This window comes from Pseudarthrobacter sp. NBSH8 (genome assembly GCF_014217545.1).
Classification (GTDB): domain Bacteria; phylum Actinomycetota; class Actinomycetes; order Actinomycetales; family Micrococcaceae; genus Arthrobacter.
Window position 1 is genome coordinate 921,870 of record NZ_CP043178.1, and the last position, 18,331, is coordinate 940,200.

The 18,331-nt window shown below is 65.4% G+C and carries 20 protein-coding genes and 1 pseudogene; 17 read left to right on the plus strand and 4 right to left on the minus strand.

Annotation, left to right across the window (positions count from 1 at the left end; all coding sequences use genetic code 11):
• Positions 1-44: 44 nt before the first annotated feature.
• The 13 genes and pseudogenes from FYJ92_RS04260 to FYJ92_RS04320 all read left to right on the plus strand — a co-directional run.
• Positions 45-932, plus strand: a complete 888-nt coding sequence (locus tag FYJ92_RS04260; protein ID WP_185262750.1) for a polysaccharide deacetylase — start codon at positions 45-47, stop codon at positions 930-932.
• Positions 932-2,326, plus strand: coding sequence for an MFS transporter (locus FYJ92_RS04265; protein ID WP_185262751.1), 1,395 nt, complete (start codon positions 932-934; stop codon positions 2,324-2,326). The genes FYJ92_RS04260 and FYJ92_RS04265 overlap by 1 nt, the downstream gene beginning before the upstream one ends.
• On the plus strand, positions 2,323-3,090 hold the full coding sequence (locus FYJ92_RS04270; RefSeq protein ID WP_185262752.1) for an SDR family NAD(P)-dependent oxidoreductase: 768 nt from the start codon (positions 2,323-2,325) through the stop codon (positions 3,088-3,090). The genes FYJ92_RS04265 and FYJ92_RS04270 overlap by 4 nt, the downstream gene beginning before the upstream one ends.
• 21 nt (positions 3,091-3,111) lie before the next feature.
• On the plus strand, positions 3,112-3,834 hold the full coding sequence (locus tag FYJ92_RS04275) for an SDR family NAD(P)-dependent oxidoreductase (RefSeq protein ID WP_185262753.1): 723 nt from the start codon (positions 3,112-3,114) through the stop codon (positions 3,832-3,834).
• A 607-nt stretch (positions 3,835-4,441) separates the two neighbouring features.
• Positions 4,442-5,836 (plus strand): OFA family MFS transporter, encoded by a 1,395-nt coding sequence (locus tag FYJ92_RS04280; RefSeq protein WP_185262754.1) that lies wholly within the window; start codon positions 4,442-4,444, stop codon positions 5,834-5,836.
• A 1-nt stretch (position 5,837) separates the two neighbouring features.
• Positions 5,838-5,981 carry a hypothetical protein gene (locus tag FYJ92_RS04285; RefSeq protein WP_185263886.1) on the plus strand — a complete coding sequence of 48 codons (144 nt, stop codon included), beginning with the start codon at positions 5,838-5,840 and terminating at the stop codon, positions 5,979-5,981.
• A gap of 160 nt (positions 5,982-6,141) precedes the next feature.
• Complete coding sequence (locus tag FYJ92_RS04290; protein ID WP_185262755.1) at positions 6,142-8,484, plus strand: CHAT domain-containing protein; 2,343 nt, start codon at positions 6,142-6,144, stop codon at positions 8,482-8,484.
• Positions 8,481-8,882, plus strand: a complete 402-nt coding sequence (locus FYJ92_RS04295; protein WP_185262756.1) for a CU044_2847 family protein — start codon at positions 8,481-8,483, stop codon at positions 8,880-8,882. Before FYJ92_RS04290 ends, FYJ92_RS04295 begins: the two co-directional genes overlap by 4 nt.
• Before the next feature lie 39 nt (positions 8,883-8,921).
• A complete protein-coding gene (locus FYJ92_RS04300; RefSeq protein ID WP_185262757.1) occupies positions 8,922-10,286 on the plus strand; it encodes an MFS transporter in 1,365 nt (454 codons plus the stop codon).
• 54 nt (positions 10,287-10,340) lie between these two features.
• Positions 10,341-10,955: a heme-binding protein gene (locus tag FYJ92_RS04305; protein ID WP_185262758.1), complete on the plus strand. Its 615-nt coding sequence runs from the start codon at positions 10,341-10,343 to the stop codon at positions 10,953-10,955.
• Between the two features lie 204 nt (positions 10,956-11,159).
• A complete protein-coding gene (locus tag FYJ92_RS04310; RefSeq protein ID WP_185262759.1) occupies positions 11,160-11,612 on the plus strand; it encodes an OsmC family protein in 453 nt (150 codons plus the stop codon).
• A gap of 238 nt (positions 11,613-11,850) precedes the next feature.
• Positions 11,851-13,014, plus strand: a complete 1,164-nt coding sequence (locus tag FYJ92_RS04315; RefSeq protein WP_255482301.1) for a class I SAM-dependent methyltransferase — start codon at positions 11,851-11,853, stop codon at positions 13,012-13,014.
• A pseudogene (locus tag FYJ92_RS04320) lies at positions 13,001-13,297 on the plus strand (MFS transporter); the annotation flags it as partial. The gene FYJ92_RS04315 and the pseudogene FYJ92_RS04320, both read left to right, overlap by 14 nt.
• Here FYJ92_RS04320 and FYJ92_RS04325 read toward each other — a convergent pair.
• The 4 genes from FYJ92_RS04325 to FYJ92_RS04335 form a co-directional block, all read right to left on the minus strand.
• Entirely contained in the window at positions 13,266-13,949 is a 684-nt protein-coding gene (locus tag FYJ92_RS04325; RefSeq protein ID WP_370526137.1) for a sensor histidine kinase, read from the minus strand. The pseudogene FYJ92_RS04320 and the gene FYJ92_RS04325 overlap by 32 nt on opposite strands.
• Before the next feature lie 32 nt (positions 13,950-13,981).
• Positions 13,982-14,203, minus strand: a complete 222-nt coding sequence (locus FYJ92_RS18920; RefSeq protein WP_255482302.1) for a hypothetical protein — start codon at positions 14,201-14,203, stop codon at positions 13,982-13,984.
• Positions 14,204-14,483: 280 nt separating this feature from the next.
• The gene (locus FYJ92_RS04330; RefSeq protein ID WP_185262760.1) at positions 14,484-14,663 is read right to left on the minus strand and encodes a hypothetical protein; all 180 of its coding nucleotides are present in this window, start codon (positions 14,661-14,663) and stop codon (positions 14,484-14,486) included.
• Between the two features lie 108 nt (positions 14,664-14,771).
• Positions 14,772-15,035 carry a hypothetical protein gene (locus FYJ92_RS04335; protein ID WP_185262761.1) on the minus strand — a complete coding sequence of 88 codons (264 nt, stop codon included), beginning with the start codon at positions 15,033-15,035 and terminating at the stop codon, positions 14,772-14,774.
• A 215-nt stretch (positions 15,036-15,250) separates the two neighbouring features.
• Between FYJ92_RS04335 and ehuB the strand changes: the two genes are divergently transcribed.
• Genes ehuB through ehuA form a run of 4 tightly spaced genes read left to right on the plus strand, consistent with a single transcriptional unit; the run spans position 15,251 to position 18,323 of the window.
• Positions 15,251-16,144, plus strand: a complete 894-nt coding sequence (ehuB, locus tag FYJ92_RS04340) for an ectoine/hydroxyectoine ABC transporter substrate-binding protein EhuB (RefSeq protein ID WP_185262762.1) — start codon at positions 15,251-15,253, stop codon at positions 16,142-16,144.
• A 28-nt stretch (positions 16,145-16,172) separates the two neighbouring features.
• Positions 16,173-16,871, plus strand: a complete 699-nt coding sequence (gene ehuC, locus FYJ92_RS04345; protein ID WP_185262763.1) for an ectoine/hydroxyectoine ABC transporter permease subunit EhuC — start codon at positions 16,173-16,175, stop codon at positions 16,869-16,871.
• The gene (gene ehuD, locus FYJ92_RS04350) at positions 16,868-17,524 is read left to right on the plus strand and encodes an ectoine/hydroxyectoine ABC transporter permease subunit EhuD (RefSeq protein ID WP_185262764.1); all 657 of its coding nucleotides are present in this window, start codon (positions 16,868-16,870) and stop codon (positions 17,522-17,524) included. Before ehuC ends, ehuD begins: the two co-directional genes overlap by 4 nt.
• Entirely contained in the window at positions 17,508-18,323 is an 816-nt protein-coding gene (ehuA, locus tag FYJ92_RS04355; RefSeq protein ID WP_304632680.1) for an ectoine/hydroxyectoine ABC transporter ATP-binding protein EhuA, read from the plus strand. Before ehuD ends, ehuA begins: the two co-directional genes overlap by 17 nt.
• Positions 18,324-18,331 lie beyond the last annotated feature (8 nt).

Below are 18,331 nucleotides of genomic sequence, written 5' to 3' on the forward strand. Positions count from 1 at the left end.
ACCAACATCAAAACCTCATCAAAACGCAGTGAAAGGTTGATCCGATGACCAAGGATATCCAGGTAGCTTTCGGAGTAGACGTCGACGCCGTAGCCGGCATGCTCGGCTCCTACGGCGGCGAGGACTCCCCGTGCGATATCTCCCGCGGGCTCTTCAGCGGCGAGGTCGGCGGCCCCCGGCTGCTGAAGCTCTTCAAAAAGTACGGGCTGACCACCACATGGTTCGTCCCCGGCCACTCCATCGAAACCTTCCCGGACCTGACCCGGATGATTGTGGAGGACGGCCATGAAATCGGCGTCCACGGCTATTCCCACGAGAACCCGATCGCCATGACCCGGGAACAGGAAACGGCCATCCTCGACAAATCCATCGAGCTCATCGAGAAGGTATCCGGCCGGCGCCCCACCGGCTACGTCGCACCCTGGTGGGAGTTCTCCCCGGTCACGAACGAGATCCTGCTGGAACGCGGCATCAAGTATGACCACTCCCTCATGCACAACGATTTCGAGCCGTACTACGTGCGCGTCGGCGACACGTGGAAGAAGATCGACTACACCAAGGATGCCGAGACCTGGATGGAGCCGCTGGTGCGCGGGCAGGAAACAGACCTCGTTGAAATCCCGGCGAACTGGTACCTCGATGACCTGCCGCCCATGATGTTCATCAAGGCGGCCCCGAACTCGCACGGCTTCGTCAACCCGCGCGACATCGAGCAGATGTGGAAAGACCAATTCGACTGGGTCTACCGCGAAATGGACCAGGCCGTCTTCACCATGACCATCCACCCCGATGTCTCCGGCCGGCCGCAGGTGTTGCTCATGCTTGAACGCCTGATCGAGCACATCAACGGCCACGACGGCGTCAGCTGGAAGACCTTCGACCAGATCGCCGACTCCTTCCTGTCCCGCACCCCCCGAAAGGCGAGCAACTAATGTCCACTCAACAGAGCAGCGTCGACCTATCGACGCCGGCCCCCGACGAGAAACGCCGCTTTCCGGTCTTCTCCAAGCGCCACACCACCACCGCCACCGTGCTCGCACTGTTTGCCTGGACCATCGCGGTCTTCGACTACGGACTCTTCGGCACCCTGCTGCCGGCCATGCAGGAGGAATTCGGCTGGACCGCCCCTGAGGCCTACGCGATCAACACCTGGATCGCCGTCGGCACCGCCATCGTCTGTTTCGGCATCGGCCCGATCATCGACCGGCTGGGCCGCCGCAAGGGCATGATGGTCACCGTCGGCGGCACCGCCATCGTCTCCGGCCTGACCGCCCTGATTCCCACCGGCATCCCGTTCCTGAGCAACGGCCTCCTGGTCCTGATCCGGTCCTTTGGCGGACTCGGATTCTCCGAACAGGCCGTAAACGCCACCTACATGAACGAGGTGTACCAGGTCACCGAAGTGGCGGACAAGCGCAAACGCCCCGGCTTTCACTATTCCTTCATCCAGGGAGGCTGGCCGCTGGGCTTCCTGCTCGCCAGCGCCCTCGCCCTGGCCTTCCTGCCCTCACTGGGCTGGCGGGCGCTGTACCTGATGGCCACGGTCCCGGCCGTCGTCATCGTCTGGGTCATCGCGAAGAAACTCAAGGAAACCCCGCAGTTTGAGCTGCACCACAAGCTGACGGAACTTGAGAAGGGCGGAAAGTCCGAGGAAGCGCACTCCCTCGCCCGCTCGTTCGGCGTCGAGCACTCCTCTGCTGCCCCGCTCAAGCGCATTTGGGAACCGCACCTGCGCCGGAACACGATCGTGTTCTCCCTGGCCTGGATCTTCAACTTCTTCGGCATCATGATCTTCAGCATCCTGGGCAGTTCCGTGCTGAAGAACGCCAAGGGCGTCGAACTCTCCGATGCCTTCTGGATGCTGATCGTAATCAACCTGCTCGCCTACTTCGGCTACGTTTTCCACGGCTGGCTCGGTGACAAGATCGGGCGCAAGCGCACCATCATCGGCGGCTGGATCCTCTCCGGGATCTCCTTCGCGATTATGCTCAGCCCCTTCGCCACGAGCCCGTTCCTGATCATCGTGACCTACGGTGCCGGCCTGTTCTTCCTCGTCGGCCCCTACGCCGCAATCCAGTACTTCATGGCAGAGTGCTACCCGGTCAGCTGCCGCGCCACCGGCACCGCCTTCATCGGCGCCATGAGCCAGCCCGGCATCATCCTCGGCGGAGCGCTGTTCACCGCGGTCGCCGCAGGATCCGGCACGGGCCCGGCCGCCCTCTGGGTAGGCGCCGTGGGCACTTTGTTCTCGGGGCTGCTGATGATTGCCGCCAAGCCTCCGGTTGAAGCCTTGCTGGAAGACCATCCGCATGAGGTCGAAGCATGACGCCTGATGTAAAGGTGGCCGTGATCACAGGCGCGGCCAGTGGCATCGGACGGGCCCTCGCGGTCCACTACGCCCACCGCGGCGTGCATTCGGTGATCGGCACCTTTCCTGGTGACCCGCACGACCCGGAAGAAACCCTGCGACTGGTGATGGACGCAGGCGGCCACGGTGTCATCCATGACGTGGACGTCCGCAGCACCCCGTCCGTCGATGCGTTCACCGAACGCGCCATCGACGAGTATGGCCGCCTGGACTACGCGGTTGCCAACGCGGGGGTCCTCCGCAACTCGCCTCTGGGCGAGATGACCGATCAGCGCTGGGATGACATGCTCGACGTCGACCTTACCGGCGTGCTGCGAACCCTGCGCGCCGGCTCCACCAGAATGACCGACGGCGGAGCGATGGTCGCGGTGTCCTCGATCGCCGGCGGGGTGTACGGGTGGGAGGAGCATGCCCACTACGCCGCCGCCAAGGCCGGCGTCCTCGGGTTGATCCGCAGCGTGGCCGCCGAGCTGGGACCGCGCGGCATCCGTGCCAACGCCGTCATCCCCGGACTCATCGAGACACCGCAGTCCCTGGACCCGGTCAATTCACTTGGCCCGGAAGGGCTCCTGCGGGCCGGCAAGGACATTCCGTGGGGCCGGGTAGGGAAGCCGCAGGAGGTTGCCAGCGTGATCGGCTTCCTGACCTCCGACGACGCCGTCTATGTCACGGGCCAATCCCTGATAGTCGACGGCGGGCTCACCATCAAGATGCGCGCCTGAAGGAATCCCGGAAGGATACGAATGAACAACCCTGAAGCCTCCCGTCATACAGCGGGCCGCGCGGTAGTGGTCACGGGCGGAGCCAGCGGCATCGGCAAGGCCATTGCCGAAGCCTTCACCGCCAATGGCGACAGAGTGGCTGTCCTCGACCGGTCCGGTGGGCCGGGAACCATCGCCGTGGACGTCTCAAACGAAGCGAGTGTGCGCGCGGCCTTCGACGCCGCCCGCGCCCAGCTCGGCAGCATCGATATTCTCGTGAACAGCGCGGGACTGCTGACGGAATCACCGTTGGAGGATATGACCCTGGCAATGTGGAACGAGACGATTGCCGTTGACCTGACGGGGGTCTTCCTGTGCTGCCGGGAGGTGGTGGGGGAGATGCGGCAACAGAAGTGGGGCCGCATCATCAACATCGCCTCCCAGCTGGCCATCAAGGGAGGCACCGGGCTGAGCCACTACAGCGCAGCCAAAGCCGGGGTTGTGGGACTGACCAAGGCTCTGGCCCTGGAAGCCGCGGGCGACAACGTACTGGTCAACAGCATCGCCCCTGGCCCCATCGAGACGCCCCTGGTTGACGGTATCTCCGAAGACTGGAAAGCGGCGAAGCGTGCCGGACTCCCGCTGCTGCGCTTCGGTCGTCCGGCGGAGGTAGCCCCGACCGCGTTGCTTCTCGCCAGCGATCCTGGCGGCAACCTGTATGTCGGCCAGACGCTGGGACCAAATTCCGGCGACGTCATGCCGTAGGAAGGAAAGCCACATGTGCGGTGCCTGCGGACGAAGCGTCGTGAGCGACCCCGTGCTGGGGTCGGTTCGAACAATACGGCAGCACCTGATCGTCGCCCAAACGATCAACAGTGCCTGCCGATCGTGGCCCGGGGTCCCGAAAGTGGCTGCCACCAGCGATGGCTGGCTGGTTTCGGGACCGACGGGGGCCACCACAGCCGTTGTGACGGTGGAAGCGCTGTGGTCCGCTGTTTTCCGCAGCAGCCCGGGAGCACGGTCTTTCCTTTCGGCCGGGGACTCACCGGCAGCAGACGTGCAGCCAGAGGATCTGTCGCGCCGGGTTTTGAATCTCGGCCACCGCATGGCGCACAACGCGGTTACGGCTCTGGGATCGTAAGAGTTGTTCAAGCCGTTCAGGACTCGCCGCCCTGGAACGCCGGGCGCCTAACGCCAGTACGCGGACGGAAAATCGTACCGTTCGTCGCGGATACCTCGCCGCTCGGCGCATTGATAGTACGTTTGCTTATGATTTGCACCATGATTACCCAAGGTAAAGGCCCCTCTTGAGGGTCCTGCGCCACCAGATCGCTGGACACCGACGTCTTCGACAAGCAACGGGAGCAGAAATATGAGCTGGCTGGACCGTGAACGAACTATTGCCCCGCCGGGATTCAACCGCTGGCTGGTACCGCCCGCGGCGCTGGCGGTTCACCTCTGCATCGGCCAGGCCTACGCGACCAGCGTGTATAAGACGGCACTGGTCAAGCACTTCGATGCCAGCCTGACCGAAATCGGCGTGATCTTCTCCATCGCCATCGTGATGCTGGGCCTCTCGGCCGCGATCATGGGCACCTGGGTGGACACGAACGGCCCGCGCAAGGCTATGTTCACCTCGGCCGTGTTCTGGGCCAGCGGCTTCCTGATCGGTTCGCTCGGCATCTTCAGCGGCCAGTTGTGGCTGGTCTACCTCGGCTACGGCTTCATCGGCGGCATCGGCCTGGGCATCGGCTACATCTCGCCGGTGTCCACGCTGATCAAGTGGTTCCCGGACCGACCGGGCCTGGCCACCGGCATGGCCATCATGGGCTTCGGCGGCGGCGCGCTGATCGCCAGCCCGGTGTCCACGGCGCTGTTGAAGATGTACGACCCGAACTCCGATGCCAAGGGCTGGGTGGCCAGCGGCGACTCCGTCGGCAAGCTCTTCCTGACCCTCGCGGTCATCTACCTGGCCTACATGATGTTCGGCGCCTTCACCATCAAGGTGCCCGCAGACGGCTGGAAGCCGGCCGGCTTCGACGCCTCGAAGGTCAGGAAATCCGTGCTCGTCACCACGGACAACGTCTCCGCCAAGAACGCCATCAAGACCAAGCAGTTCTGGCTGGTCTGGATCGTGCTGTTCTGCAACGTCACCGCCGGGATCGGCATCCTGGAACAGGCCGCCCCGATGATCCAGGACTTCTTCCGCCAGTCCGACGGCGTCTCCCTGGTCAGTGCCGCCGTCGCCGCCGGCTTCGTAGGACTGCTGTCGATCGGCAACATGGCCGGTCGTTTCGCCTGGTCCTCCACCTCGGACATCACCGGACGCAAGCGGATCTACATGGTCTACCTGGGCGTCGGCGCGGTGCTGTACACCGTCCTGGCCCTCGCCGGATCCACCACCACGGCGCTGTACGTGCTGCTGGCCTTCGTGATCATCTCCTTCTACGGCGGCGGCTTCGCCACCGTCCCCGCCTACCTGCGTGACCTCTTCGGGACCTTCCAGGTGGGTGCCATCCATGGCCGGCTCCTGACCGCCTGGTCCGCTGCCGGCATTGCCGGGCCGTTGATCGTCAACGCTTTCCTGGATGCCCAGGGCAAGCCCGGCCAGCTCACGGCAGTGTCCTATCAGCCCGCGCTGCTGACTATGGTGGCGCTGCTGGTGATTGGCTTCGTCGCGAACCTGCTGGTGAAGCCGGTGGACGCGAAGTTCCACGAACCCCGCCCCGACCGCGGGCGGTCCCAAGAACCTGCCATGGAGGCCTGAAGTGAGCACTGCACACACCCCCGGCGCGAAGGCGCCTGTGAAAGCGTCCACCGGAATGTTAGCCCTGGCCTGGGCGCTGGTGGGAGTCCCGCTGGCCTACGGGATCTATCAGACCCTGACCCGCGTGGCGGCGCTGTTCGGCTAGCCACCTGGTAGATGGCCGACCAGCCATCTTTGACGGGTCAGTGTGATCCCTTGTGAACTCCCGTTCCCTGGGCCACTCTGTAGTTGTGGGCCCCGTTCCTTTTAGAGCGCGGCGGCGGACGCCTTCTGGGGACGCCCTCCGGGTCGCTGGAGAGGTAGCCATGGACGGTGACATCGAGCTGGAACTCGCAGCCGCTTCGGAGCGGGGTGAGTACTCCGTACGCGTAGTGCAGGCCCCGGCGGGAGGCAACGCCTCCGGTGTCTTCCGGCTGGATGTGGAGAAGATCCTCGAGCGCCGGACCGAACTGGAATCCACCGTCCTGGCCTCGGCGGTGGCGGCACGCCGGACCACCCCGGTGGCAGAGCTTCCGGTCCGCGGCGTGGGCCAGCAGCTGTTCCAGGCGTTGTTCACACGGGAGGTCTACGGCACCTACCGTGCCAGCCTGGGCGCGGCGCAGCACAGTGGCCAGCCGCTGCGGGTGGTGCTGCGGCTTGCCGCGCCGGAACTCGCGGCGCTGCCGTGGGAGATGCTTTTTGACCCGGAGACGGAAACCTACCTGTGCCAGACCGAACCGCTCCTGCGGCACATCCCGGCACCGGACTACCACCTGAAACCCCTGGACATCGTGCCACCGCTGCGCATCCTTGGCCTGGTGGCGTCTCCGCGGGACCTGCCATCGCTGGATGGGGAGGCCGAAAAGCGGCACCTCGCCGACGCCCTGTCCGGTCCGATCTCCGAGGGCCGGATCGAACTGGTCTGGGCGCCGGGCGGGACGTGGGAGGACATCCAGTCCAGCCTGCTGGCGGGGCCGTGGCATGTTGTCCACTTCATCGGCCACGGGGACTACGATTCCCGCAGCGACGAGGGACGGATCGCCCTCGTGGGGGCGGACGGCCGGGCCGCCATGGTGCGGGCCATCCGCTTTATGGCCCTCCTCAGTGTTGCCGCACCCCGCCCCCGGCTGGTGGTCCTGAACTCGTGCTCCTCCGGTGAGTCAGGTCAGGAGGACCTCTTCTCCGGCACGGCATCCACGCTGGTCCGCAGCGGCGTCAGTGCGGTGGCCGCCATGCAGTTCGCCATCAGCGACGGCGCCGCCATCGCCTTCGCGCAGGGCTTTTACGCGGCCATCGCCAGCGGCCGGGGCGTTGACGAAGCAGCCCGGATCGGCCGCATTTCCGTGATGGCCAGCCCGGACGGCACCCTGGAATGGGTCACGCCGGCACTGTACGTCAGGGGAGGGTCCACCCAGCTCTTCACCCTGTCGGTCCCGCCCACGCCGCCTGTCCGCCAGCAGGCCGGCCAGGAGCAGACAGCAGGCCAGCAACAGAAGCTTGACGCGCTTCCTGACCGGCTGCAGGAGGAGGCCCGTGAGCGTGCCCGGCTCCGGTCGCAGCAGGCACAGCTGCGCGCCCTCTACGTGCAGGGCTCGGCAGAGCTGCGGGCAAAGCACTACGGCATGGCGATTGAGCTTTTTGACGACCTGCTCACACTCGATCCTGATTACCGCGATGCCGCGGCACTCCGGCTCTCGGCCGTGGAACGCCGGGAGCGTGCCCAAGCCTACGGGCGTGCCGGTGAAGCCGAAGACGCCCAGGACTGGTCCACGGCCATCCGCGAACTTGCAAAGCTCCAAGGCGATCCCGCGTTCCCCGACGCAGCAGCCCGCAAAGCACAGTCGGAGCGGCGCCAACGGACCGCCGACCTGCAGGGCGAACTCGACTACCATGCCGAGAGCGGCAACTGGCAGGCAGTCCTGGATGTCGCGGCGGAGCTGGAGGCTTTGGATCCGGCCGCAGCGGCCCCGGAAGAACTGACGACGACGGCGCGCGGCCACCTTGCCGCCGCGGCGGACCCGGCCCCGCCGCCCGTTAGCCGTGCGGACCGCCCGGCTCCTGTCCCGCCGTCGGAACGTCCCTCAGTTCCGGATGCGCAACCGCCCACGGAACCGCGGGGCCTGGACCCCCGGTTCCTCGGAAGCGGGGGATCCCTCCTGGCGGTCACCGGTGGGCTGCTCGCGTATTTGTTCAGTTACCTGCTTTGGTATGACGAAAACGGCTGGTGGTATTCGGGCGGATCGGGGACTCTCCAGTTCGTCTACGCGGTGCTGGTGCCGGCGGGCTATGTGCTGCTCCTGTTGTCCGGGCTTCCGGTCCGAACGGAGGCAGGCCGGGTGGCGCTGGCTGTGGCCATCGGAGCAGTGGCGCTGATAGGGATTCTGGGTTTCGGGCCCGAGATCCAGTGGGCGGCTATAGCCTGCGGCTTTGTCCACGCGACTTTTGGAATCTGGGCGGGTGTTTTGGCCATCCGCGGCGGTGAAGGACGCAGGGTGCCGGGGTGGGTGCTGGTGGTCTCTGCCGGGTCCCTGCCGCTGGCGTGGATCGGATTGGAGGAGTCGGCCGTGATTGGCCTCGGGTTCATGCTGCAGAGCCTGGTGCTCGCGGCATGCGGCGGTGTCCTCCTGGTGGTGGCCCTGCAGATGAGGAAAGGTTCGGTCCGGGCATGACACGGCTGGTTGAATTCCCCACCGAGGACGGCGGCAGCGTTCTCCTGGAAGTTGCTGACGCAACGGGCAAGCTGGTGACCCGGGGCGGGGACGGCCATTCGGGTGTTTTTGCGCGGGCCCAGCAAACGTTCGAACGGGCCCTGAGCAACATCCGGCCTGCCGTCCAGGGGGTCATCGAAGAGCTCATCAACCTGCCGAACAAACCTGATGAGGTGAGCCTTCAGTTCGGCGTGGACCTGCATGCCGAAGCCGGAGCGTTCATCGCGGCCGCCAGCACCACCTCGAATTTCACTGTCACCCTCAGGTGGACCCGCAACGATGGAGCACGTGCCGGTACTGCCGCGGCCGATTCCACAGGCCAGGGGGCGGTAGGAAACTTGTCACACGCCGCGGAGTAGGTCCGTGACCCAAGGCAACCATGCGCCAGACTTAGGGGCGTGACGAACAAACCCCGTCCTGGCCTTGCGATCGCTGCGCTCAGCCTAGGCACCGCCCTGAACCCGCTGAACTCCTCCATGATCGCCGTCGCGCTGGTGGTCCTGCGGGAGGATTTCGCGCTCGACGTCGCCACCGTCACCTGGGTGATCACCTCCTTCTACCTCGCATCCGCGGCCGGTCAGCCGCTGATGGGCCGGCTCGCGGACCGCTTCGGGCCGCGCCGCCTGTTTACGTTCGGGATGGCCCTGGTGGCCGTGACGTGCGCACTGGCTCCGTTCGCGCCCAACTTCGCGCTGGTCTGCGTGGCGCGGGCGCTCATGGCGGTGGGGACGGCGACGGCGTACCCGTCCGCCGTCGTGATGGTCACCGAACTGAGCCGGCTGGCGAAGCTGCCGTCCACCCGCCCGCTGGGCCGGATCCAGATGGCGAACACGTCCGCGGCCGCGGTGGGGCCCGTCGTCGGCGGTTTGTTGGTGAGCCTGCTGGGCTGGCAGGCGCTGTTTGCCGTCAACGTGCCGCTCGCGCTGCTGGCGCTGGTTGTGGTGCACCGGGTGGCGCCGGCCGATTCCGGACGCGAGACCGGGAAGCTCGCAACCCTGATCCGGGACTCCGATATCCCCGGCATCCTGGCCTTCGTGGCGTCGCTGATGCTCGCGATGATGGCGTTGCTGAACGTGATGCCGGGATACCGCTGGTGGCTCCTGGGCGCCGCGACGGTCATTGCCGCTCTGTTCGCGTGGCGGGAGCTGCGCTTCCGCCCGCCGTTCCTGGACTTGCGGCTGCTGGGCCGGAACCGGCCGCTGCTGCTGGTGTATCTGGTGTTCGTCGTCTTCAGCGGCGTCTACTACTTTGCGTTCTTCGGCCTGCCGCAGCTGCTGCAGGAGGCGGGACATTACGACGCCGGGCTGGTGGGCCTGCTGATGTTTCCTCTGGCGGCGATGTCCGTGCTGGTCACCCCGGTGACGGTCCGGCTGATCGAGCGGTTCGGTGTGCGTGCGGTGCTGATCGGCGGTGTGCTGATCCTGCTGGTTGCCTCCGGCGGGCTGGGGGCGTTGACGTTGTCCCTGTGGCCGCCCTTGGTGTTTGGGCTGACCGCGTTGATGGGTGTGCCGTACGGGGTGGTGAGCACGGCGTCGAACCAGGGCCTGTACGTGTCCGCCCGGCCGGAGGAGAGGGGAGTGGCAGCAGGTATTTTCCAGACCTGCCGCTACCTTGGCGCCATCACGGCGACGGTGTTGATCGGTGTGCTGTACGGGCCCGGGGTGAACCAGGCGAACTGGGGGCTGATGGTTATGGTGATGCTGGGGCTGGGCGCCGTGGTGCTGGCGTTGGCGGCGGCGTGGAAGCGGCGGCCCGGGGTGTAGGTGTGGCCCGGTGTCTGGCCGCCCGTGCCGGACGGGCGTAGGGTCTGGAGGACCATGACAGAACAGCAACCCTACGGGCTGGTCAACAGCTACCCGCACTTCGAGTTGCGCCGGTATCCCGCGCACGTTGTCGCCGAGGTGCACGTCAACACCACCTTTGACCGCGCCGGCAATGCTGCCTTCCGGCACTTGTTCAATTACATCAGCGGCAGCAATACGGCCCAACAGAAGCTGGCAATGACGGCTCCGGTCATCCAGGAGAGCGGGCCGTCACAGAAACTGGCGATGACAGCACCGGTGCTGCAGACCGGTCCGATGCCCGGCAGTGATGCGCAGGCTGATTTTGTGATCGCCTTTGTGCTCCGTGCGGGATTGACGGCTGAGACAGCTCCGGTTCCGACGAACCCCGACGTTCGGATCCGCCCCGTTCCGGGTTCACTTGCCGCAGCTGTCCGCTTCCCGGGCAGCGGCACCGGCGCGGCCTTTGCACGCCGAACCACGGGGCTGCAGGCCGCCCTGACCCTGGCCGGGCTGACGGCTGTGGGGGCGCCACGGTTTGCGCGCTTTGATCCGCCGTTCAAGCCGTGGTTCCTGAGGCACAACGAGGTTATCCAGGACGTGCACGAGTCCACCAGCGCTCATGAAACCACCGGCATCGCCCCCGCCTAGGTGCGCAGCGAAGTTCAGGCTGGACGCCACGCCGGCATTGTATCCAACGACTTTAGTATTACCTAAGGACCAAGCCCAGCAGACTGGGCTGCGTGCCTAGGAGGGCGGCCCGGTCCGCACCGAAACTTTCGCCAGCACGGGGCAAACGGCGTTCGCGGGCCATGCCCATGATGCACAGTTGCCTGCTGGTGGCATCATGGTCCAATGAGCGAAAACAACGATCCCACGCTGCGTTCCGTCGAGCTGACCCGGGCGGCAACGGCCCGTTACGTTGCGCGCAATGCCGCGGGCGCGGAACTTGAATTCGGCCACGGCGAAGGCCTGCTGAGCCCGGTGGAGCTGCTGCTGGCGGCGATCGCCGGATGTTCGGCCATCGACGTGGACACGGTGACGGCACGGAGCGCCGAGCCCACGTCCTTCCAGGTCTCGGCGACCGGCCACAAGGTGGTTGAGGACGGTGCCAGCCGGGTGGAGGGCCTGCACCTGTCCTTCAACCTGGGCTTTCCCGATACGGCCGAGGGGCAGAAGGCCGCCGGCATGGTGGAGCGGCTGGTGGGCCTCTCGCATGAGAAGTACTGCACGGTGTCACGGACGGTGGAGCACGGAACTGCCGTCACCAACGAGGTCCACGTCGCGGTTGGCGACGCTGAGGGCTGACGGGGTGCCGGACGAAATCCGGCACCGATACCTACACCTGTATCCTGAAATGTAGGTTGAATGGCCCCAGCGGCCATCGATCAAGCTCGGTTCGTGGCCGGATGACGGTCCGGAACCTTGGGCCGTGGCTTTGGACGTCGTGGAATCACCGCCGCAATCGTCCGTCTCCGTTCGAGTCGCCGATCGGCCCCCGGACTCTTGGAACGGACCTCTTATCAGTACCGACACACCAGCTCCCGTGGGAATCCCGACGTCGGCCCTCCAGCCTGCGCGCAGGGCTGCGGCGGATGATCCCGCCGTCGTGACCTGGGCCGAGGCGGGTGTCAGCATGACCGCGCGATGGCGGTCGGCGAACGGCAGGCCGGCGCCGGCGCGCGTCGAAGTTGTCACCGACTCCCTTACAGCCGATGAGGCGAACCGGATGGCGTCACAGGGGATCGCGATGCTCTGGCACGGTGACTTCCACAACGCACGTCAGATCCTCAACGCCATGGACCGGCGGGTAGGCGCCGTTAAGAAGATCGCGGGAACTCCGGCCGAGAAGTTTTATCGGCACCGCCAGTCGCGCTCGCATCGTGCCCGCATTCTCGGCCTGCTGCTGATTCCTCTTGATCCGGGCCCGGTGGTGCCGCTGCGCCGCGCACCGGATATCCGGGAGGCCGCCGCTGAAGCGTACGGCGATATCGGCGAATCTTCCGTTGTGTCCCTGCATGAGCTTGTCGGGGCAATTGGCGCCCACGAGTGGCGACGGAACGGCGTCTACGTCGATGCCCTGCAGGGCCGCATCCACCCGCACTACGGCACGTTCTTCCCCACCCGGAGTGAATATGTGGATCTCGTGGCCGCCGCGCCGCTGCCCTCTGACACGCTGGCGTTCGACGTCGGAACCGGCACCGGGGTGCTCGCTGCCGTCCTCGCCCGCCGTGGCGTCCACCGGGTGGTGGCGACGGACAATGAACCGCGTGCCATCACCTGCGCCGATGAGAATTTCCGGAACCTCGGTGTCCAGGACCGCGCTGAGGCCGTCCTGACCGACATGTTCCCGCCCGGACGGGCGCCGCTCGTTGTGTGCAACCCGCCCTGGATTCCGGCCACGCCGCATTCCAGCCTGGACAGTGCCGTCTACGACCCCGGCAGCAGGATGCTCTTTCGCTTCCTGAACGGACTCCCGGACCATCTGGAGCCGGGCGGTGAGGGCTGGCTCGTCCTCTCCGACCTGGCCGAGCACCTTGGCCTGCGCTCGCGTGAGGATCTGCTGGCCGCCATCGAGGCGGCTGGGCTGAAGGTGATGGACCGGCTCGACACCCGGCCAACGCACCCGAAGGCATCGGACCGCGACGATCCTCTGTTCGAGGCGCGCACGGCCGAGGTCACGTCCCTGTGGCGGCTTGTTCCCCGATAGTCACAAGCTCCGGACCCTCAGGAAAGCGCTCGGCGGGACGATCGTTGGCAACACGATGGAATGGTACGACGTCGGTGTGTTCGGTTATCTGATCACCACCATGGGGCCGGTGTTCCTGCCGGAAGCAGACAAATCCGTGCAGAACCTGTTCTTGCTGGGAACCTTCGGAGCCACGTTTATCGCTGGCGTCTTTTTCGGCTGGCTTGGCGACACGATCGGCCGCCAGAAGGTCCTTGCGATGACCTTGATGCTCATGGCCGCGGCGACCTTCGTCGTCGGGCTGCGATCGTCCCGCCATGGTTTTCGATGATGGTTTTGGTGATCGGCATTCCCAGGCCCGCACCGGGAATGGCCGAGGCGTGTGCGCGTGCGGCGTGGAAAAATCGGGTGAAAGCCTGGGCCTGTTCTTCCTGGGTCATCCCGATCCCGGCATCGGCGACCTCGCATCTGACATTGTCCCCGTCCCAGCGGGCCCGGACCGTAAGGACCCCGCCGTCGGGGGTGTATTTGATCGCGTTGGAGAGCAGGTTATCGATACCCTGGCCGATGCGGGCCGGATCGAACCGGCCGGTCACGGGTCCGGACGGTTCAAGGTGCAGGCTGATGCGCGCGGCACTGGCACGCGGCGTGGCGGATTCGATGCTGTGGCGGATCACTTTGGTCAGGTCTGCTGGCCGGGGGTTGATAACCAAGGTATCCGAGGCGACTGAGAGCAGGTCGGTTACCAGATGCAGCAGCCGTTCGGCGTTGCGTTTGGCCACGACCAGGTGCTGTGCCAGGTCGGCGGGAAGGTCGGCGTGTTCGTCCAGGGCCAGGCCGAGGTAGCCCAGGATAGACGTCAGGGGGGTCCTCAGCTCATGCGAGACACTGGCGACGAACTGGTCCTTGGCTGCAAGGGCTGTGACCAGCTCCGTCACGTCGGTAAAAGCCAGCACGGCGCCGGAGCTCCGGCCGGTGCCGTCCTTGATCAGCCGAGACGTTGCGGAGAAAGCGCGTTGACCGGTGCCGGTGCCGATCCAGTCAATTCGTCGGTGAACGCCTCGCCCCTGGCCGCTCGGCGCAGTGGGTGCCGGGCCGGCGGCAGCGGGCTGCTCCGGTCAACGCCGAACACCGGCACTTCCTCACTCCCGGGGGCCCGGGGGTTTTCGCTGAGGGTACCGGTGAGGTGGTGGCTTTGCTGCTTGTTCATGAGAATTTTCCGGCCCGCGTCGAGGACGGCAAGGTGGCAGAGCATTGGGGAACACGGACAACCTGAGCCTCATGCAGCAGCTCGCTGCCATCCCTGCTTAGGCTCAACTGACGGGCGTCCGCAACCGGGCCAACACTGGAAGCGCCTTCCGCCGTCGTCCTAGCCGACGGCGGGAGGCCCCTTGTGCGGCAGTGTCCCGTGGCGGTGCCGCACCCCTATGCGCGCGAGGCCACCCTGCAACCTCTGCAACAGGGGCATCGGCCGTTGGTTAGACGTTGACCTAACCGGACTCTTTCGGCCCAGGCGGATTGGCGTGCTTGCGCCCGGTCACCAGGATCACGAGTGCGACGACGACAGGCACTGCAGCGGCGGCCGGCAGCATCAGTATGCCTGCCGTGGTGGGCATGAAGCGTTTGCCGTCTTCCCGGAAGAGCTTGTCGAGAAAGCGTCGGGTCGGCAAGGGCCTTAGATATGGCGTCCATGGCCTCATTGTTAGGTGACCATATGCTCACCTAACATTGGGCTGGGCGGGCCGGAGGTTCAGGTCCCCACCCGCCGGCGGCATGGATCAGGCGGTGTCGAGCGAAGCCAGGCCTGCCGGTCCGGCGCTGGCTGCGTAGCTGCGCTGTGCCGGCCGCACGGTCGGGCTCCATAGGACGGGCGCGCCGTGGACTGCGGGCATGATGCTGCCTTCGGTGATGAAGCATGCCCCATCGTCGGCGTCGAGGGGCGTCCACCATCCGTTGGCCGGGCAATGCTCGCCGGTGCGGGGGCTGAACGACCGGCTGTTGTCGGAAAGTCGGACGTGGTGTAGTTGGCTGCGGTTTTTCATCGTGGTTCCTTCGGGCACCTTGTGGGGATGGTGATACTCCGGCCGAATCTAGGGGATTCCGGCCTCTTGGGGAAACATCGTTGTCATCTTTAAGAGGCCCACAATTTACATTCGGATTGTTGACAATCGTACAGGTTGCTCCTAGGTTTTATGTAATACACGTCACAGCGTGTTCATTTGCTGACAACCCCGGGTGACCGGGCGAAGGAGTAGTTATGACGGGCAACATTTCGAGGCGCAACGTCCTGCGAGGTGCAGGAGTGGCTGTGCTCGGCGCTACGGTGGCGGGTTGGGCCACAGGCTGTACGAGTGTGGCCGCAGGCGGTCCTGCGTCCGGAGCTGCCAGCAACCTGCTGGAACAGGCGAAGTCCCAGGGCTTCCTCCGCGTGGGTATCGCCAACGAACCTCCTTACACGCAGGTTGGTGCGGACGGCACGGTCACCGGCTGCGAGCCGGATGTGCTTCGCGCTGTCTGCAAACGACTGGGCATCGAAGAAGTCCAGGGCATCATCACGCCTTACGAATCCATGATTCCCGGCCTGAACGCCAACCGCTGGGATGTCATTGCTGCGGGTCTCTTCATGAAGGAATCCCGCTGCGGGCAGGTCCTCTACTCGGAGCCGGTCATCGTCTCCACGGAGTCCTTCGCCACCCCCAAGGGCAACCCCAAGGGCATCACCTCCGTGGCCGCAATCCTGTCTAACCCGTCGCTGAGGATCGCCGTGCTTCCGGGCGGCTTCGAGGAAGGCGTGCTCAAAACGGCTAACGTTCCTGCCTCCCAGCAGATCAAGATCAACGACGGACGCAGCGGCCTGGAGGCACTCAAGGCCAACCGCGCCGACGCGTTCATGCTGCCCACCCTGTCACTGCAGGCGCTTGCAGCTGATGACTCGAGCTTCGACATCTCCGCGCCTTTGAACGATGCTCCCCGAACCGGCTCCGGCGCGGCTTTCCGCCAGTCCGACGCCGCCTTCCACAAGGCCTACAACAAGGAACTCGAAGCATTCAAGGCCACTCCGGAGTTCGCCGAAATCCTCACCAAGTGGGGATTCGATGCCTCCGTGGTGAAGGGCGTTACCGCTGAGGAGCTATGCAAGACCGCGGGCTGATCCTGTTGCCGGCTGAGGGGAGGTGCGGATGTCGGCAGTAATCGACTTCGCGCCGCTGCTGTGGCAGGGACTGCTGACCACCATCCTGGTGGCGGTCCTCAGCGGAGCCCTCTGCCTGGTGGTGGCATTCGCCGCAGGGCTGGCCCGGCTGTCCAGCCACCGCTGGATCAGTTGGCCGGCCGGAGTCTTTATTGAGGTATTCCGCGGGACGTCGCTGCTGGTGCAGATGTTCTGGCTGTTCTTCGCGCTGCCGTTCTTCGGCATCCAGCTCCACCCACTGACAGCGGCCGTCCTGGCGCTTGGCCTGAACGAAGGCGCCTACGCCGCCGAAGTAGTACGCGGCGCCATCGCCAGCCGGGCGAAGGGGCAGACGGAGGCATGCATCGCGCTGGGTATGGAACCCGCCCTGCGGCTCCGGCGCATCATCATTCCGCAGTCCATTCCGGCCATGCTTCCGCCGTTCGGGAACGTCATGGTGGACCTGCTGAAGAACACGTCGCTGGTTTCGCTGGTGACCGTGGCGGACCTGACCTTCCGGGCCCAGATGATCCGCAGCAGCACCGGCCAGACGACGGCCATTTTTCTCACCATCCTGGTGCTTTACTTCGTCCTTTCCTACCTGCTGACCCTGCTGACGAGCTGGCTGGAACGGCGCTTCGCGCTTGACCGGAGGGCTCTCGCTGCCCAGCGCAAGGAAAGCAAAATGATGAAGGTAGGTGCCGCATGATCTGGGACAACGACTTTGCCATATCGGTCATTCCGCTGCTCCTGGAGGGGCTTTGGGTGACCATCAAGATCACCCTGCTGGGCACAGTCCTGGCTGCAGCTCTGGGCCTGTTCTTCGCCATCCTCAGGCGGCTGGCCATCCCGGTGCTCTCACCGGTGGTGTCCTTCTTCGTGGTGTTTGTCCGCGGAACCCCGCTTCTGGTGCAGGCCTACTGCGCGTTCTTCGTCCTGCCCGCGTACGGGATCACCTTTGATGCCTTCACCACCGGTGTGGTGGTGATCGGAGTGAACTACAGCGCCTACATGGCGGAGGTCTACCGCAGCGGGATCCAGGGCGTACCGAAGGGGCAATGGGAGGCCGCAACGGCGCTGAGCCTGCCCGGAGTCCGCACGTGGGGCAGGATCATCCTTCCCCAGGCGGTGCGCACAGTGGTCCCGATGCTCGGAAACTACCTCATCCAGATGTTCAAGGACTCCGCGGTCCTCTCGGCCATCACGGTGGTGGAACTCATGGCGACGGCACAGTCCATCGGCAGCTCGAGCTTCCGGTACCTGGAACCACTGACCCTGGCGGCACTGCTCTTCCTGGCCGTCAGCTACCCAGCCTCGCGGCTCGTCAACAGATTGGAGCGGCGCTATGCGCCCCAGCACTGAACCCCAGCCCCTGTCCGCACCCGTGGACCTCGCCCCGGACCCGATCATCAGGTTCCAGAACGTCAGCAAGAACTGGGGATCCAACCAGGTCCTGAAGTCCTTGAACTTCGAGGTGGCACCCGGGGAGAAGGTCTCCATCATCGGCCCGTCCGGATCCGGCAAAACCACCATCCTGCGGATCCTCATGACGCTCGAGACTCCCAGCGAAGGGCTGGTAAAGGTCGACGGCGACACGCTGTGGGACGTCAGTCCCGGCCAGAAGGTGCGGGAGACCAAGCAGATGCGCGAAACCCGGCGCAAGATCGGGATGGTCTTCCAGCAGTTCAACCTGTTTCCGCATATGACGGCCATGGAGAACATCATCGAGGCGCCCATCCATGTGCTCGGCATGAACAAGGCCGAGGCGAAGGAACGCGCGGCGGAGCTGTTGAACCTGGTGGGCCTGGGAAAGCACATGAACCACACGCCGCCCCAGATGTCCGGCGGCCAGCAGCAACGCGTGGCCATTGCCCGGGCGCTGGCCATGAGACCGAAAGTGCTCCTGTTCGACGAGCCAACCTCGGCACTTGACCCGGAGCTGATCGGGGAGGTGCTGAACGTGATCAGGAACCTCGCACACACCACAGACATGACCATGCTCATGGTGACGCACGAAATGCGGTTCGCGGAGGAGATCTCGGACCGGGTGGTGATGTTCGACAATGGTGCTGCCGTGGAGAGCGGACCGCCGGCGCAGATCTTCAAGGACCCGCAGCAGGAACGGACCCGGACCTTTCTCCGGGCCGTCCTGCAGCACTGACGGGGCCG